A 15952-nucleotide genomic window follows, 5' to 3' on the forward strand; every position below is an offset into this window, starting at 1 on the left:
CATTGATGGCAATGAAGTGAAGCTGACTGCGGCGGGTGTGGCAGCGATCAACGATGATGGGGCTGAAATCAGCGCCATCAACTTTACCGTCACGGCATCAGATGGTTCCCGCACAGGCAGCGACGATGCGACAGTTTCTGTGGCGCGCGTGAATGACAATGCGCCTGAATTGACTGTCTCAGTCAACGAAATGACGGAAGAAAACGTCGCCGAAAACGATGTGGTTGCAACCCTGTCGGCGACTGACGCTGATGAAAATATAGTGACTTACAGCCTGAGTAATAATAACGCAGGCTATTTCACACTCGTTGGGAATCAGGTGTTACTGACCGCAGCGGGCGTAGCGGCGATTAATAGCGACAGTGCTGCCGATCCGTTGGAAAGCTTGTCGTTTATGGTAGGGGTGAGCGATGGAACCTATGTCGACTCGGAAAATGTGAGTGTCACCGTTAATCGGGTAGACGATATTGTTGCCGCCAATGACAGTGACGAGATTGCTGCGTCTTCGACGGCGACGGGTAACGTTATCTCTGGCAGCAATGGTGATGGAAGTGGTGCAGATACCCTGACGTCACCTTCCTCTGTCAATGTGACCCAAGTGACCTACGATGGTGTGGATTACGTGCTGACTGATGGCAGTGTCACCATCAGCGCGGACTCAGGACAACTGACGGTCTCTGCCAACGGCGATTACACCTTCACCTCATCTGTGCAGACAGAATTCTACGCCAGCGAACTGAACACCGCTTATGATAGCACCAATGGGGTCACTTTCTATGGCAGCAACCTGACAAGTGCCGCCTTCTTAAGTGGTGATGCAGGGAACGGGCTGGACTTGGATGAGGTGCATCACCCTTCACATGAAGGGATTGTCGAGCACGAAGTGGAAGAAGGCGCGATTATAGGCACAGATGGCGACGACACGATTGATGCAGGGAACGGTGCAGATATAGTTTACGCAGGCGCGGGTAATGACACAGTGTCTGGCGGCAACGGTGTGGATGAAATCTACGGCGAAGCGGGTAACGATAACCTGTCAGGCGACAATGCCGAGGACCATCTCTATGGCGGCGCTGATAATGATACGCTAGATGGTGGTCGCGGTAACGACCGATTGGTGGGCGGCGCGGGTGATGATGAACTCACGCTCGGTAAAGGCTCAGACACCGTGGTGTTTGAATCTGGCAATGACACAGTGATGGATTTCGATACCAACAACGACACCATTATTATCAAGAACGCATCGACGATTGATACCTTTGCAGAGCTGGGCATTGAGCAGGTTGGAGATAATACCATCATCACCCTTGATACCGGCACTTTGACGCTCAACGATGTTGATAAGGATGACCTCACCGCAGACATGTTCACCTTCGATACGTCGGATGAAGGCGGGGACTATTCGGCTTCGATTTATGGTTTCGATGATGAAGTCGACGAAGCGACGTTGACGGTTTCAGGCTTAGCCGACAATGAAGTGGTGGACTGGTTCCTCTATGACGTGTCGGGCAATGTCGTTGGCACAGGTTCCAGTACGTTAACGGACGGCAAGCTGTCGCTTTCCGCGCCGGCCGATAACACCTTCCGTTATGTGGCGTTGGATGTTGAAAACCTCACGGTTGAAACGATCTTCGCTGAACTCACCACTCACGACGTCGAAGATGAAATCTTTACCTACACACTGGCAGATTCAGACAGTAACAGTGCACAGGCACAGCTTACTCTAAGTTATGACGACAGTTCCCGCGTGGTGGCAGATATCGCCACGGTTCAAACGTCGGGGCTAAATGGTGACGTGAATGCACACATCGCCACAGGGAACCTGTTCGACAATGATGCCTTAAGCGGAACTTGGTCGTTTGAATCTGTGCAGTTTGAAGGTGCCACTTATCACGCATCTGAAGGTGTGATGATAGTTGAGACCCAATACGGCTCGCTCACCATTTATGGGCAAAGTGACGAATCCCATACAAAAGGTGATTATGTCTATCAACTGATGACCGATGTACCGAGCGACGACGTGTTAGAGTCTTTTAATTACACCTTGGTCAACGAGAGTGGATTGCGAATTCAAAGCGTGCTGGACATCCGGGTGGATGACAACGCCGACGCAGATGCCGACTTGAGCGATCTGATTAATACCACCGAGCTGGCAGGGGATGAAAACGCGAACTTGCTGGTGGGCTGTGATGAGTCAGACACTCTGCAAGGCAATGGTGGCAACGATATTCTGGACGGTGGCCTTGGTGAAGATCTCTTGATTGGCGGGGCGGGCGACGATGAGCTGACCGGTGGAGAAGGGCGCGATGTGTTCCAATTCCTTCGTGGTGATGCTGATTCCTTGGCGACCGATACCTTGACTGACTTCGATGTGAGTATGGATGTGTTAGACCTTTCCGATTTGTTGGATGGTTTGAACAACGAAAGTATTGAAGATTATCTGGTTTCTCTCTCAGACAAAGAGGGTAAAGCGACGCTGACCGTTGGTCTTGAGGGCGAAGCTGACAGTCAGGTGATTGTCTTTGAGAACAAGTCGTTGGATCAACTGAGCCAGGATTTAGGCATCAGTGGGAGTTCAGGCTCTGAAATTCTCGGTAAGATGATAGATGACGGCATACTGATCACCTCGGTGTGATCACGCCCAGCAGTCTGACAGCGGCAGGCGTTCCATCAGCGCCTGCAGTTCTTTCATTGAGCTAACCGAAATCACCAGAGGATGCTCAATGTTTTCTCTGTTTCCCGGGTTGAAATAAACCGTACGCATGCCTGCATTGATACCAGCCTGTACACCCAATAGGGTGTCATCGACGAACAGACATTCCTGAGTCAGCACCGCCATGTTCATGGCAGCATAATGGAGAAGATCAGGGGCAGGTTTCCAGCTGTTGGCATCAAATGCGCTATAAAGGTGGTCGCGGAAATGGGGAAGCAAGCCTGTCATGTCCAGCGACATTTCCATCTTATTAACAGGCCCATTTGAGGCGACACACATGTCAATACCGACCTCTTTGAGCGTATCGAGTAGTTCTGGTACACCATCGACCGGATCAAGGTGGTCAGCAAACAGTTCTGAACACTTTTGGCGATAGAGATGTTCCAGTTCATCAATAGAAATTTTCAGGTTATAGCGCTCACAGGTCTTGATCAGGATATCTGCCAGTTTGCCACCCTGAAAATTATCAAGACATTCCTGCAAATCCAGTTTCACGCCATAGTTTGAGAAAATCTCAACGATCGCCATCTGGGACAGCACTTCGCTATCAACCAAGGTGCCGTCACAGTCAAAAATGACACAAGAAACTGGGACATCAAAGTCAAAGGAGTTCATTCTTCTCGTTCAATTGGTTTCACAATAATGTCGATACTCTAAGCCTTAACCTGACCAGTAAATCCAACAACGTGCCATTTAATAAATTGCTAGCTAGGTCTTATCAATTGCTGCGAATAGGTGGAAAAATCCATCTAAGATCTTGTTTTATTAAGAGTGATACATGGGCGGGGAAATATGCGCCGGCTCAACCTTCTGGTTGAGCCGGAATAGAGGGGTGATTAGTGGTCGAGGTACAGGTAGTTTTGCCAGCTCTTCATACGGATCAGAACTTTACGCATGATAGAGACGTGATGGAAACTGTCTGAATAGACGGCGATTTCGACATTGGTACCGTTCGGCAGCATATGTTCAGAAATGTCGTCTGTCATCTCCAGCACAACCAGTGCACGGCCTTGGTCGCTAAACATCTTGTCGCCCATCAACATGCCTTGCGCCTGAATCTGACCTTCTGCAATGGCAGGCAGCACTTCGACGACTTTGCCCTGGAAGGTTTTGCCTGGCAGAGCACGGAAGATGAACTCGGCTTCAAAACCCGGTTTCAGGCGTAGCAGGCTGTTTTGGCGGAACGCGCCCACATATCGGGTGCGGTCTTCATTCACAAAGGTCATCACCGGACGAAGCGGCATAGGAACGGCCATCATACCTGGGCGCAGCGTCACTTGGGTCACGTAGCCGTCAGTCGGTGCGCGGACAACGGTGCTGTCCAAATCAAACTGTGCTTGTTCCAGTGCAGCTTGTGCTTTCGCTACCGTGGTGTCCACACCATTGATTTGAGAGGTAATACCCAGAAGTTGACGATCTTCTTCCGCTTCTGCGGCTTCTAGAGAGGCCTCCGCAGCCAGATAGATTTGACGTTTGTTGTCGACATCAGAAGCAGTAAACGCTCCCTTCTTTGCACCTTTTTGGTAACGTTCAAACTCTTTCTTTGTTCTGTCCCGTTCAGCTAACGCTTTGAGGGTATTGGCCTTAGCCGTTGAGTAAGCGGCCTGACGGGTCAGTACCGATTGCTGCGCGTCCTGCAGGGCTGCCTTGGCTTCCATTACCCGGGCTTTGAATCGGGTCTGGTCAATTTTAAACAGGATATCGCCCTGCTTGAGCGGTTGGTTAGCCTGAACGGGCACTTCGACAACCTGTCCACGAACGTTCGGTACGATTGGCGTGGTGACATACACATTACCGCCCAGCGCCGTGTGCGGGTGGTTGTAGTTCATCAGCAGAATCAATGTGCCAATCAGCACGATACCCCCCAATACCGCTGTCGGTACGGTCCATTTGTTCAGAGGGATTTTGAAGATTTTGAAAATAGCGACACACAGTGCGGTGTAAGTCAGAATGAGGAGTAAATCCATTATTTTGCCTCCCCATCAGTGTCACCGCTGGTGGTTGAGTTCTCCACGTTTTGCGTTTTTTCCTCAAGCTTCTTTTCCAGCAGAGTAATACGTTCTTTCAACGCATTGAATTCGCTCTGCATGGCTTCCTGATTATGTTCCAGCGCACTCATTCCCCAGCCGCGATCATGGCGCCAAAGCGTTGCCCAAATCCATAAGAAGGGCCAAAGCGCGTGAAGGGTAAACAGACTCACCCAGCCAGCATGGTGGATGGCATCTTGATGCGGATGATTCCGCTTTTTCGCGATTTCATAGGGGATGTCGTGAATGACAATGATGCCGTAGAAAATCACTAGAGCGACAAAGACCAGCAGCCCAAGCGCAAAGTAATCGAGGTTCATATTTTATCCTTTTATATGACTTACTGACTCGTCCGTGTCTACCGAATACCGCTGAAATTCAAGGCCAAAAAGACGGACGATTACGCGATAATATAACACTCACTTAACTAATCGTGACTAAGACGACATAAGAATTAACAAGTTTGGATCGAACCGCCATCATCACTAGGGGCTGTTGACCTTTGGTGATGATTTTTGCAGCAGTTTGTGGGGATTTTGTGCAAGGCAGAGGCTTCGATGTGTAGCTAGCCTACATGAGAAGCCGATAACGCTGCATAAATTCCCCACAAAAGCTGCCCGAAGGGTTCGACTGCGCGTCCCGTACTCTAAGCGTTTTATGCTTTGTTGAAGTGTGTTTGCTTAGAATAACTATGCGGCACACACCGCGCCGCGCCTAAAACGCTTATAGCGAGAACAAAATTTAACCACCAAAGATCAACAGCCCCTAAAGATGTTTGATAATATGGCACGGTTATTTTAGATGACAGGGAGTCACGAATGTATTCACATCAATGGGTTGGCGGAAAGGTTGCAGGGTTGACCACGGGCAAGGCGGTTTGTATTGGGAGAAACTATGTTGAGCATGCCAAAGAGCTCAATAATCCTATCCCTGATGAGCCTGTGCTCTTTATCAAACCGGCGACATCAATCGTCGGCACCGATTCCTCGCTAGCACTCAGTGAACGTCTGGCGCCTATTCATTATGAGGCGGAGTTATCCGTATTAATCGGCAAGCCGCTGACGAAGGCAACAGCGGAAGAAGTAATGGACGCGATTGTTGGTGTTGGGGTTGCGCTTGATCTGACGCGCCGCGAAGCTCAGAGCAAACTGAAAGAGAAAGGCTTACCTTGGGAGTTGGCAAAAGCCTTTGATGCCAGCTGCGTGCAAAGCCCATTTATGCCGTTTGAAGGCTTTGATCTGGCCACAACTACCTATGGTTTAGACATCAACGGCGAGCCAACCCAGCGCGGTGACACCAGTCTGATGATTAACCCAGTGGTGGATTTGATTTGTCACCTCACCCAGTACTTTACATTAGTACCGGGTGACATCGTGCTGACTGGCACACCGAAGGGCGTGGGTAAACTCGCTGACGGTGATGTGTTAACGCTGACGTTATCAGATGAAGTTTTGGCAGAATTTAGTTGTATCAGTGCGCCTTAAAAAGATAAGGAAACAGTGCTTTTCTCTCTTCAGCTGACAAACTGCAAACGCGGTCGATATTGATTTGAGGGATATCTTCCGCGTCCCCGCCGTAGTGCTTCAGCGCTTTTTCAATGCTGGCTTCACGGATCAGGTGAAACATCGGGAACGGTGAACGGTTGGTCAGGTTGCTATCATCTTCAGGTTCGACATCTGCAAAGCAATAATCGGGATGGAAACTCGCAATCTGGTAAATACCGCGCCAGCCAAACTGATCAATCAGCATATCTGCGACATCCAGAAACTGGTTGTAATCATCAAAGTCCAGAAAGTGATTCGGAGTGACCACGATGGTGGTTTCTAAATCCGCCACGTCGCTTTTTTCCAGCAATGTTAACTCTGTGATGATGCTTTCCATCACTTCCTGATCATCCTGGGCATCACATACGGCAACCTTGATTTGCTTGTTACGCTGCGGCTTGGCGGCAAACGGGCAGAGGTTTAAGCCAATGACGACTTTCTCGAGCCAATCTGTGGTTTGTTGCTCGACGAGGTTTTTGGAAGGAAAAGCGGTCATGGTAATTACTCTGTTGAATGCGACAGCGGTATATTAACGGCGTATTTCGCCAAACCCAACGTTTATACCAAAACAAGAAAGCAAGCTGGCCTGCCAATGAGTGAAAATCATTCGCATTAGTTTGACGGGAGAGCCTTTATTACTTAAAGTGCATTTGAAATGCATCTTTAAAGGGGAAGGTTATGGAAGTAGTAATCCAATCTGGAAATGAACGAGGCATTAACTTCAAAAAGGTTACGCAGGTCGGCGGCGTGTTGATGATTATGTCGGGCTTGATAATGGTGAGCTCTTTACTCATCAGCTTCCCATTTGCGGACAATTTTTCAATTTTCCATCAAACCATCGCTCACATAGTGACCATCGTGATCGCGGGAGTATTCAAAGTCGGATACGTGACTTACATCGTTGGACGATACGAGCGCAGTCTACCTTGCTGATAGGCAAGCGTGCTCATCCTTCATTAAAAATCTCACCAGAAGGATGAGCAAGCAGCGTTTTATTTATCTTCTGTCGGTGCTTGCCATGCTTTTGTACCCCAAAGTGGAACCGTTGAGAGGCTGTGTTTATGGCTCCCTTGTGTCTCTTTGGTAGAGTAAGAAAGGTACATCAGCGTCTGGTTTTTCGAATCAAAGATACGGCGGATTTTCATGGACTTGAACAAGATGCTCTTTGATGCGGTAAACACCACTTCACCGGATTTTGAGCGATCCACATTCGCAATCATTTCTGGGGTAATTTCACCGGTTTGTCGGCATGAAATGCCCATATCAGAAGGGTCAGAGAAGTCGAGGTCCGCTTTCACGTGGCTGATGTGACAAGTGACGCCGGGCACTTCTGGATCATTAAAGATTTGGATTTTGATGTCTTTGGTCGTGAACAATCCCAAGCTGACATCGCCGACTTCATCGTCTGAACAGCCTGCCAATGCAAGACCGAATACAGATGCAGCGATCAGCGCGCGAAGTGGTTTTGAAGAAAACGATTTTGATACAGCGAACATGGCAACACCTGTCGTTAGAAACATTTCAAGCCACTTTATCAGTGGCTTGTGTTAATTGTCTAACTTCGACTGGTATCGCTAGTAAAGAGTCACTAATCGAATTGTGCGTCACCAGGGCGGCGATCCAGTGTTTCTGGATTGAAAGTGAGTAGCTCGTCGTATGCATCACAAAAGCTTGCCGTATCATTGTATTTTTGGCGGGCAGCTTCGATTTTACGCTCAGCAATTCGGCGTTTATCGGAGCCGTTGCGATCAGAGCTGAAAATTCGTTGCTGAGTAAACAGCTCTTGCGTGAACTTCTGCTTGCAGATTGATTCGTTTCTTTCTGTAACCACTTCACCCAACTTATCTTTTGCAGCAAAGGCAAAACCAGATACCAGAGCCGAAGTTATAATTATTGATTTAACAACGAGATAGCGCATAATCCTCACCTGATAGTGAACCCACTCGTTTTAAAGATAGTTCACACAACAGTGCCTCTCCAGTGAGATACGTTGCTCATTATTGATTCAGCACAATTCCCCTTTCATTTAGTGATATTGGTTCCTGAATTAACGCCTCATTATCAAACACTGACTATCGGATTCCGGCCTGTTTTCGGCGCTGGTTAACATTCCTACAAAAAGAGGGATGAAGAGGGCGTAGCTTGCGGTTATCTTCATCTTTTTCAAGGAATGACAGTGACGTAAGAGATGCAAAATCAGGTAAACAGCTCGTACTTACAGCTTTTTCTGCGTGAATCTGGCACCGCAGCCATGCTGAATATTGAACAACTTCCCGACGTGTCAGATGTCGATGCCATCGCCCTTTTTGACTGGATGTCCAGTAAGCGCTCTTTCTCGGTATCGGAAGTGAAAGGCCAACGCTGGATTAAAACCTGCAGTGCGGGCTATGTGACTGAGCTGTTGCTTAAAGAAGATGGCACCCTTGAAGAATTTACCCTGTTCAACCGCCTACCAACCAAAGGTTGGTGGAAACTGGAACAAGGCGTACTCGATTTGGAAATCGTGAAAAACGACAACACCTACCGTAGTCGGGTCATTGCCAATAAATCGGTGAACATTCACTCGGCCATCGAGTACAAAAACGGCGAACTGCATTCATACCTCAAACTGGCGCAAGTGATGCCAGTGGCGCAAAGCGCATAAAGTTCCCATCAAACTAGCCTTAAAGGTCAGCGAAATGCTGGCCTTTTTCATTTCTAGCGAATTTCTCTGATCATTAGGTATAAGTGAGACCCCTAACGCATTGTTTTTGCGCTATACATGAAGGCAGAACGGTAGCTTTGTGTTGAGGGAGTAACAAGGTGCAAATAGGACTGCCAACGTGGGTGATTGTTGCGACAGGACTGGTCATGAATGTCATCGCCGCGCTGATGACCAACTTTGTGATTGATGGTTTGGGAGAGAAAGCGGCGGTGGTGGAAGAAACCCAGAGCAGCAACAATCAACTTATTCAATTAACCTGGCAGCAAGTCGATGCCCTTGAGCGCCGAAGGGAAACCTTGCTCATCATCCTTACCACCCAAGAAGAGGGTAGAGAACTGCCTAAGATGCTCGTTAGCCAACTGCTTTCACCGTTTTCTGATATGATAGACACACCCTTAGATATGGCCAACATCAACAAAATTATGCTTGGTATTGACCAGCAGCAAGATCTTCTGCGAAACAAGATAGATACGCTATATCTCGATAATCTACAGTTAGCAGACTCCTACCGTGAAATTGTGAGCAGTGTCTCTAACTACCGAAACCTTGCCCTTTTCCTCCAAATCCTCGGCCTCGCGTTGATCATGGCCCGAGACCTCTCCCGAAAGCCAGACTAGACAGTGATCAAATGGGCTTAATATGTGCCAGGTTTATTGTGGTCATATGATCCATTTTTGTCTCAATAATTAGAATAAAACACTGGTTTTAATTTTAAATATAGCGCCTAAATCCAACAGAGTTTTGTTCTAATAGCCGATATAACGGAGGTGAAAAAGTCGGCGTGAACGGCACTTCTCCCATCCGTTTTTTATTGAATTTTTGGCTGTTTTAGCCGTTTTGATTTAGCGATTTTGGGGTGAGTAAATGGGTGGCGCTAACCGCGTTCGCAGCGTCGTGGCTGATATGTTTGCCATGGTCGTTTTCTGCTTCGTCACTGGCATGATGGTCGAGATCTTCGTGTCTGGTATGTCTTTCGAACAATCTTTGGCTTCGCGACTGTTGTCGATTCCAGTCAATATCCTGATTGCCTGGCCTTATGGCGTATTCCGAGACAATGTGCAAAAGTTCTCGCAACGTTTATCTTCGACTAAAACAATGAAGCGCGTGGCTGACTTTGTGGCTTATGTGGCTTTCCAGTCGCCAGTGTATGCAGCCATTTTGTTTACCGTTGGCGCCGAGCCAAGCCAAATCGCAACAGCCGTCGCTTCTAACGCGCTGCTTTCCGGCTTACTGGGTGTGGTGTATGGCTCTTTCCTGGAGCGTTGTCGCAGACTGTTTCGTGTTCAGGTCATGCCTGCTGCTGTTTAACCATTTGGGTATATGAAAAATGCCACCTCAACCGGGTGGCATTTTTTGTTTTTACACCAGCAAGCTTTGTACTTCCTTTTGCAGTAAGTGACGGTTTAATGCGTTCGGTTTTAAAAGCTCACCGATATTCACTTCAATCTTTGACCAAAACCGTCTTGGGCGGGTCGTCAGTGCATGGCCGTTTTTATGACTGAAGAAGGAGCCCCACAATCCTTTCAATGCCATTGGGATGACCGGCACCGGTGATTGAGCGAGAATTTTCTCCACGCCGGGTCTGAATTCGCCAAGTTCACCATCAGAGGTTAAACGGCCTTCTGGGAAAATACAGACGACTTCGCCGTTGTTTAATGCCTGCTCAATGGTTTCAAATGCCGCGTTGTAGGTCTTCTCGCACTTGCGGGGCGAGCAGATAGGAATAACACCCGCATGACGGAAAACGTATTTCAGTATCGGCATTTCACTGATGGATTTTTCCATCACAAAGCGCACTGGGCGGGTTGATGTTCCCATCAGGAGCAATGCGTCTACATAGCTGACATGGTTTGCGACAATCAAGGCTGCGCCTTGCTCAGGAATATGCTGGCGGCCATTAACCGATACGCGGTACAGACAGTGGCTCAATAAGTAACTGATGAAACGTTGTGTGAACTCAGGCACCTGACGGTAAACGTAAATTGCCACGATGAAGTTCCCTACCGCCATCAGTGCGAACAATTCGACAATCGAGAAATCCAATACGCTCAATACCAAGATAGAAACCAGTGCCGAGGCCACCATAAACAACGCATTCATAATGTTGTTTGCTGCGATAGAGCGCGCGCACTCACCGTCTTTAGCGCGAGACTGAATAAACGCATATAGCGGGACAATAAACACGCCGCCACTGACACCCACCATAAAGAGATCAAACATCACACGCAGATGGCTTGATTGAGCGATGAAGCTTTGCACGCCATAAAACTGCTCGGGGAAAGATTCAACGGAAGGAACTGCCCAAAGCAAATCCGCACTGAACAGTGTCAGGCCAAGAATACCGAAAGGAAGAATTCCCAGTTCCACTTTGTTGAAAGACAGCTTCTCACAGATAAAAGAACCTGCGGCAATACCAATAGAGAACAGGGCGAGCAGCAGCGAAACCACGGTACTGTCTGCGTGCAGGTGTTCACGGGCAAAGTTCGGAAACTGCGTCAGGTAGGTTGCACCCATAAACCAGAACCAACTGATGGCGAGAATCGACATCCAGATCCCGCGTTGTTTTTTGGCGACTTTAAGCGTGTTCTTCATGCCTGAAATCGGAGAAAAACGCACTTTCTCTGGGTTGGAAACGGGCAAAGATGGAATGTTCACACTACTCAAAAAGCCAATCAATGACAGCGAAACAACCAGACACGCTGCAATGAATGTCCCGCTTGGCATAGCGAGCAGCAGACCTGCGCTGAGCGTACCAATAAGGATAGAGAGGAAAGTGCCTATTTCGACCCAGGCATTGCCTTTTACCAGTTCATTGGCCTTCAGAGCCTGAGGTAAAAGAGCGTACTTAACAGGCCCAAAGTACGCCGACTGGGTTCCCGTCATAAAAAGCAAAGCCAACATCAGTAACGCATTTTGCGTCAAGATGGCTGCAGCGGCGCAGCCCATAATGGCGAGCTCTGCAAGTTTCAAACGCTGAATGAGTTTGGCTTTATCCATATTGTCGGCAATCGCGCCAGCATGCGCAGAAAACAGGAAGAAAGGCAGAATGAAAAGGCCAGCAGCAAGGTTGACGAAGAGATCGACCGAAACAGGAAGTGAATCAATAAAGCTGTAGGTCACCATCAACAACAGAATGTTTTTGTAGATGTTGTCATTCAGCGCGCCGAGGCACTGAGTAAGAAAATAGGGAAAGAATCGTTTGGTGAAAAACATGCCGGCTCCTTGGAGTCAATTCGCGTCAGATGTTTTCACTTTATAAGGCGTGAGCATAGATGCTAGCGTGTTGAAAAGAGTCGCGATATAGGAAACCCAAGGTAATAGAGGGTGAGACTTTCTAGTCTGAAATATCCATTTCTTTAAGTGATCTACGTATAGGTAAGATTGTGCTCAGTCTTGCGCTTATTACACCCATCCGGCTTTGATTCTTAGATACTTTTTCCTTCTGTTTTGCCGAAGTAAGAGGTGGCATGTGACCCGTTTATTAATTGTGGAAGATATCCCCGCCTATCAGCAGTTTCTGGGGCAGTTGGCCTCCTCCTATAAGATAACCCATTGTGATTGCGCTGGTTCACTGGCAGAGGCACTGATGTTGGCTGAACAGAATGAGTACGATTTGGCGCTGGTCGATTTAGGCCTGCCCGATGGCAATGGCCGGGATTTGATTCACTACCTGCGAAAAAACCACCCTGACACTGAGGTGATGGTGCTGACCATTTTTGGTGATGAAATCAATGTGCTAAGTGCGATTCAGGCGGGAGCCCGCGGATACCTGTTAAAAGACACGCCGTTTGAGAAAATTGAAGAAGCGATTGAAAATCAGTTGGCGGGCGGTGCACCCATGAGTGCGGCGGTGGCAGCACATGTGTTAAATCAAATTCAGGTAGGAACGCAAACGCCGCTGAATAATCCTTTAACTAACCGAGAAAACGAAGTGCTGGCGCTACTGGCAAAGGGACTAAAAACCAGTGAGATTGGAAGCGCGATGGGTATCTCTCACTACACGGTAAATGATCATATTAAGGCCATTTACCGCAAGCTTGAAGTAAGCAGTCGCTGTGAGGCGGTGTTTGAAGCTAACCAACAGGGACTGCTTTGATGTTTACTCAACAAATAAGTATCCAGCACCAATGCCGGCACCCACATTGAGAAAGTCATAACCTCCTCTTACAGCACCTATACCGCCAATTTTGAACCAGTAATCAGCGCTTTGAGGAAAGTTTGAGGGGAGTTTCATCGTTAATAGATCGCCCCCTCCTGCAATAAACCCCACTGAGGCAAATGCCATTCCTACACTACCCTCAAAATCATCAAATCGATAGCAGTGAAAACGGTTGCCAGTAACAAATTCGAGCTTTCCCCCTGACGAGGTCACGCTGGTACTCACACCTAATTTTGAGTGTTTCAGGTAACTCGCCAGTTTTTTTGGTTTCGTCAAAAGGGGGACAATTTTTCTGACTTCCTTGATGTGTTTGAGCATCTTAATGTGTTTTAGATGTTTGATAGGTAGAGGTATATTCGCAGTGGCTCCTACCACGTAAACATCTTTTGTTTCAAGGGGCATATCATCGCCACTTAGTCTGTGGAGCTTACCAACGAGCAGCACCACACCGATGATGACGTCAAAACTCAGCATGATTGAAACTTCTAAGCGCCATTTATGAGATGAGCCCTGGCTACATACATCTTTTATTATCGGCACTTTACGTTTTTTCGGTTTGGGAAGTTTGGGCTCTGGAATGAGCACCGAAACTCGGATTTCCACCGAACGGTTCCAGTCCAATTGTGATGCTTCGTTTTTCACGTGAGTGGGAGAGGATGAACCATCAGAAGATTCTTTCAGGATTTGCAGGTTTGGGCATCGTCCCACCAGATATTGTTTAACACTTTCCAACCGCTTTTTGGCATAGGTTTTATTTTTACCTTCAGGGCCAGTTTTGCTCGCTCTGCCAATAAGGTGAGTCACTCTTGCAGCATCCCCATAGGCTTTAAAAAGAGAAACCAGTTCATCAAGGTATTTTTTCTGACCCGGTAAAAGCTTGTGCTGGCGAACAGCAAAGTTTGCCAGCAGCACAGAAAAGGTCAGCAAACCACTGGAATATTCCATATCCAGCAAATGAAATTTAAATTTGGATGTGCCGAGATTAGGCGGGGCAGCCTCTTTCGGAGTCACCAAAGATTGCCCCAAAGGGGCAACCGGACTTTGGTTGGTCGACCCTGTGATAAGGGAAGATGAGTTGGTGAGTGTATCCGTCATGCGCTATCCCCTTTCTCTTCCTCACAGCAATCGTTGTGAATGGTCTGGAGTGCTGAAATCGCTGCAATAGCGTTCTCTTTGTGCTCGGGTTGGTTGGCGATATCAATCAGCGCATTGATCACATGGGTTTTCAGTTTACGCCCACTGTTTTCGAGCTCCCGGCGTCGTACTTCGTTAGCTTGCAGACCCATAGAGTAAGGGTCTAGCGCGTTGGATTGACCAAGCAGGGCTTCCACGACGACACCGGATGTTTGCAGGATGTTTTGGTTAACCGCCAATACAATACCCGGCACATCAATGGGCTTGCCGCCGATTTCAGATACGGGCGTTGTCACTTGATGATCAACGCTTAGCAGCGCTTTTTTTTCTGGCGTTTTGATGTGTTCCTGTTTAATCAGGCTTCGGGTATTTCCTTGGTGGTCACGGATAGAGGCCAGCATTCGGTAGAGGACTTTGGTGACATCTTCCCGGTAGTCTCGATCAGCAATACAGTCTTCAAACAAAGCGTCCAGTTCATAAAGCTCGTAGCGTTTGATACTGGCGGGCGTGCCGTAGTCGACTTCAAGATAGGCACCGGTCAATGCGAAAGTAGACAGGTATTCCTGGTTCATCTGTCGTGCGACAAAGTTCAGGGTGCGGCTGACGTTGATATTGCGAATCGTCCGTTTTTCACTGAACTCGTTCTCTTCAGTGTGGCTGCTACTGCGATCGACCTGAACATTGACTTCGCGTTTCGCATTCACCTTGTCGATGTGTTTTTTCAGTGCACTTTCTGCGGTTTTCTGTGTGTTGGCGCGGTGGGTATTGGTTTGGGTTTCATAGCCACCACTGACTGATATTTTCAGCTCATTCTCGCCGCCACCACTACCCACCACAGGGATATCCACTTTGGCGCTGGTTTTCATCCGGTAGTCGGTGCGACCTTCAAGACGCCATTTATCCTGCGTGTCTTCTGAAAACTCGGTTTTACTCTCCCTATCCAGTGATTCTGTCAGTTCTGATTGGGTATCTGAACTATGCGCATCAAGAATACTTTGGGTTTCCGAGCGGTTGGTTTTGGTTTGCTCAAAGCTGCGGATGGAAAGTTCGACTTCTTCCCCTGGTAGCAAGGAGAAGGAATCCACCACTCGGCCTGCACCATAATCACCGAGATAGTTTCTGACTGTTATCTTTTCCACCAGACGAATCGTTGGAACTGATGTCAAATTGGGTAGGTAGAGGTCATAGTTAGGGATGCCTGAAATGCCAACATAGCTGTCGATGACATAGCCGTTCTCAAGCATGTTCTGCACTTGCGCCATACCATACTTATTGATGACGTAGTCCAGTGGTTGGACGGCGGTTTGCACTATCGCTTCGTTTTGGATGGGGGTGTCCTCGATAACGTCATTCACTGGTGCGGGTTGAATGAGTTGCTCGTTTATTTTTTCATCCGTTTCGTTTGCAAGCACTGCATGCCAAAGTGGGCTGATGGCGTGGGCTTTCATGGCCATCATGGTCATAGGCACCACGTTTTTAGCGCTTTTCTCCTGATTGGATGTACTGTCGGTACTTTTCTTGCGTTTGAATTTGCTTGGTATCACAAGTTCAGAAACCTGTTCATAAGTGAATGCTGTCGATGCAGGTAAGTCGTAACGGAGCAGACTGGCGTTGCCACCGTCATCGAATTTGATCATGGGTTCTGTCTGACTCATGGGGGCCTCCATTTAG

General features: G+C 48.1%; 16 protein-coding genes. 7 read left to right on the forward strand and 9 right to left on the reverse strand.

Features of this window, described 5'->3' with window-relative positions; genetic code table 11:
* A partial coding sequence (locus D515_RS04760; RefSeq protein ID WP_039849622.1) for a hypothetical protein occupies positions 1–2635 on the forward strand: 2635 nt, incomplete at its 5' end.
* On the opposite strand, the gene yieH is transcribed toward D515_RS04760, so the two are convergent.
* The 3 genes from yieH to D515_RS04775 form a co-directional block, all read right to left on the reverse strand.
* Positions 2636–3328 (reverse strand): 6-phosphogluconate phosphatase, encoded by a 693-nt coding sequence (gene yieH / locus D515_RS04765; RefSeq protein ID WP_002536552.1) that lies wholly within the window; start codon positions 3326–3328, stop codon positions 2636–2638.
* 221 nt (positions 3329–3549) lie between these two features.
* Complete coding sequence (locus D515_RS04770) at positions 3550–4680, reverse strand: HlyD family secretion protein (protein WP_002536554.1); 1131 nt, start codon at positions 4678–4680, stop codon at positions 3550–3552.
* On the reverse strand, positions 4680–5060 hold the full coding sequence (locus D515_RS04775; protein ID WP_002536555.1) for a DUF3302 domain-containing protein: 381 nt from the start codon (positions 5058–5060) through the stop codon (positions 4680–4682). The genes D515_RS04770 and D515_RS04775 overlap by 1 nt, the downstream gene beginning before the upstream one ends.
* Positions 5061–5558: 498 nt before the next feature.
* Between D515_RS04775 and D515_RS04780 the strand changes: the two genes are divergently transcribed.
* Positions 5559–6224 carry a fumarylacetoacetate hydrolase family protein gene (locus tag D515_RS04780; RefSeq protein ID WP_002536556.1) on the forward strand — a complete coding sequence of 222 codons (666 nt, stop codon included), beginning with the start codon at positions 5559–5561 and terminating at the stop codon, positions 6222–6224.
* Here the strand turns inward: D515_RS04780 and D515_RS04785 are convergent.
* Positions 6211–6780: a DUF1415 domain-containing protein gene (locus D515_RS04785; RefSeq protein ID WP_002536557.1), complete on the reverse strand. Its 570-nt coding sequence runs from the start codon at positions 6778–6780 to the stop codon at positions 6211–6213. The genes D515_RS04780 and D515_RS04785 overlap by 14 nt on opposite strands.
* Positions 6781–6962: 182 nt before the next feature.
* Between D515_RS04785 and D515_RS04790 the strand changes: the two genes are divergently transcribed.
* Complete coding sequence (locus tag D515_RS04790) at positions 6963–7217, forward strand: hypothetical protein (RefSeq protein WP_002536558.1); 255 nt, start codon at positions 6963–6965, stop codon at positions 7215–7217.
* A 59-nt stretch (positions 7218–7276) separates the two neighbouring features.
* On the opposite strand, the gene D515_RS04795 is transcribed toward D515_RS04790, so the two are convergent.
* Both D515_RS04795 and D515_RS04800 read right to left on the reverse strand, forming a co-directional pair.
* The gene (locus tag D515_RS04795) at positions 7277–7780 is read right to left on the reverse strand and encodes a CreA family protein (protein WP_039849648.1); all 504 of its coding nucleotides are present in this window, start codon (positions 7778–7780) and stop codon (positions 7277–7279) included.
* A 92-nt stretch (positions 7781–7872) separates the two neighbouring features.
* Entirely contained in the window at positions 7873–8202 is a 330-nt protein-coding gene (locus D515_RS04800; protein ID WP_002536559.1) for a hypothetical protein, read from the reverse strand.
* A gap of 270 nt (positions 8203–8472) precedes the next feature.
* On the opposite strand from D515_RS04800, the gene D515_RS04805 reads away from it, so the two are divergent.
* From D515_RS04805 to D515_RS04815, 3 genes are all read left to right on the forward strand, one after another.
* Entirely contained in the window at positions 8473–8928 is a 456-nt protein-coding gene (locus tag D515_RS04805) for a hypothetical protein (RefSeq protein ID WP_002536560.1), read from the forward strand.
* 158 nt (positions 8929–9086) lie between these two features.
* A complete protein-coding gene (locus D515_RS04810) occupies positions 9087–9605 on the forward strand; it encodes a hypothetical protein (protein WP_002536561.1) in 519 nt (172 codons plus the stop codon).
* Between the two features lie 247 nt (positions 9606–9852).
* A complete protein-coding gene (locus tag D515_RS04815) occupies positions 9853–10296 on the forward strand; it encodes an L-alanine exporter AlaE (RefSeq protein WP_002536562.1) in 444 nt (147 codons plus the stop codon).
* Between the two features lie 51 nt (positions 10297–10347).
* On the opposite strand, the gene D515_RS04820 is transcribed toward D515_RS04815, so the two are convergent.
* Entirely contained in the window at positions 10348–12201 is a 1854-nt protein-coding gene (locus D515_RS04820) for an MFS transporter (protein WP_002536563.1), read from the reverse strand.
* Positions 12202–12457: 256 nt separating this feature from the next.
* Between D515_RS04820 and D515_RS04825 the strand changes: the two genes are divergently transcribed.
* A complete protein-coding gene (locus D515_RS04825; RefSeq protein WP_002536564.1) occupies positions 12458–13084 on the forward strand; it encodes a response regulator in 627 nt (208 codons plus the stop codon).
* 3 nt (positions 13085–13087) lie between these two features.
* Here D515_RS04825 and D515_RS04830 read toward each other — a convergent pair whose 3' ends face one another.
* A complete protein-coding gene (locus D515_RS04830) occupies positions 13088–14242 on the reverse strand; it encodes an OmpA family protein (protein ID WP_002536565.1) in 1155 nt (384 codons plus the stop codon).
* Positions 14239–15936 carry a hypothetical protein gene (locus D515_RS04835; RefSeq protein ID WP_002536566.1) on the reverse strand — a complete coding sequence of 566 codons (1698 nt, stop codon included), beginning with the start codon at positions 15934–15936 and terminating at the stop codon, positions 14239–14241. The genes D515_RS04830 and D515_RS04835 overlap by 4 nt, the downstream gene beginning before the upstream one ends.
* Between the last annotated feature and the right edge of the window lie 16 nt (positions 15937–15952).

It is taken from the genome of Grimontia indica, assembly GCF_000333895.2.
In the GTDB taxonomy this organism is placed as follows: domain Bacteria; phylum Pseudomonadota; class Gammaproteobacteria; order Enterobacterales; family Vibrionaceae; genus Enterovibrio; species Enterovibrio indicus.

What these genes read in the sequence shown, in the direction of transcription:
- yieH (WP_002536552.1), bottom strand. Translation starts at nt 3,328, where the DNA reads ATGAACTCCTTTGACTTTGATGTCCCAGTTTCTTGTGTCATTTTTGAC.
- D515_RS04770 (WP_002536554.1), bottom strand. Translation starts at nt 4,680, where the DNA reads ATGGATTTACTCCTCATTCTGACTTACACCGCACTGTGTGTCGCTATT.
- D515_RS04775 (WP_002536555.1), bottom strand. Translation starts at nt 5,060, where the DNA reads ATGAACCTCGATTACTTTGCGCTTGGGCTGCTGGTCTTTGTCGCTCTA.
- D515_RS04780 (WP_002536556.1), top strand. Translation starts at nt 5,559, where the DNA reads ATGTATTCACATCAATGGGTTGGCGGAAAGGTTGCAGGGTTGACCACG.
- D515_RS04785 (WP_002536557.1), bottom strand. Translation starts at nt 6,780, where the DNA reads ATGACCGCTTTTCCTTCCAAAAACCTCGTCGAGCAACAAACCACAGAT.
- D515_RS04790 (WP_002536558.1), top strand. Translation starts at nt 6,963, where the DNA reads ATGGAAGTAGTAATCCAATCTGGAAATGAACGAGGCATTAACTTCAAA.
- D515_RS04795 (WP_039849648.1), bottom strand. Translation starts at nt 7,780, where the DNA reads ATGTTCGCTGTATCAAAATCGTTTTCTTCAAAACCACTTCGCGCGCTG.
- D515_RS04800 (WP_002536559.1), bottom strand. Translation starts at nt 8,202, where the DNA reads ATGCGCTATCTCGTTGTTAAATCAATAATTATAACTTCGGCTCTGGTA.
- D515_RS04805 (WP_002536560.1), top strand. Translation starts at nt 8,473, where the DNA reads ATGCAAAATCAGGTAAACAGCTCGTACTTACAGCTTTTTCTGCGTGAA.
- D515_RS04815 (WP_002536562.1), top strand. Translation starts at nt 9,853, where the DNA reads ATGGGTGGCGCTAACCGCGTTCGCAGCGTCGTGGCTGATATGTTTGCC.
- D515_RS04820 (WP_002536563.1), bottom strand. Translation starts at nt 12,201, where the DNA reads ATGTTTTTCACCAAACGATTCTTTCCCTATTTTCTTACTCAGTGCCTC.
- D515_RS04830 (WP_002536565.1), bottom strand. Translation starts at nt 14,242, where the DNA reads ATGACGGATACACTCACCAACTCATCTTCCCTTATCACAGGGTCGACC.
- D515_RS04835 (WP_002536566.1), bottom strand. Translation starts at nt 15,936, where the DNA reads ATGAGTCAGACAGAACCCATGATCAAATTCGATGACGGTGGCAACGCC.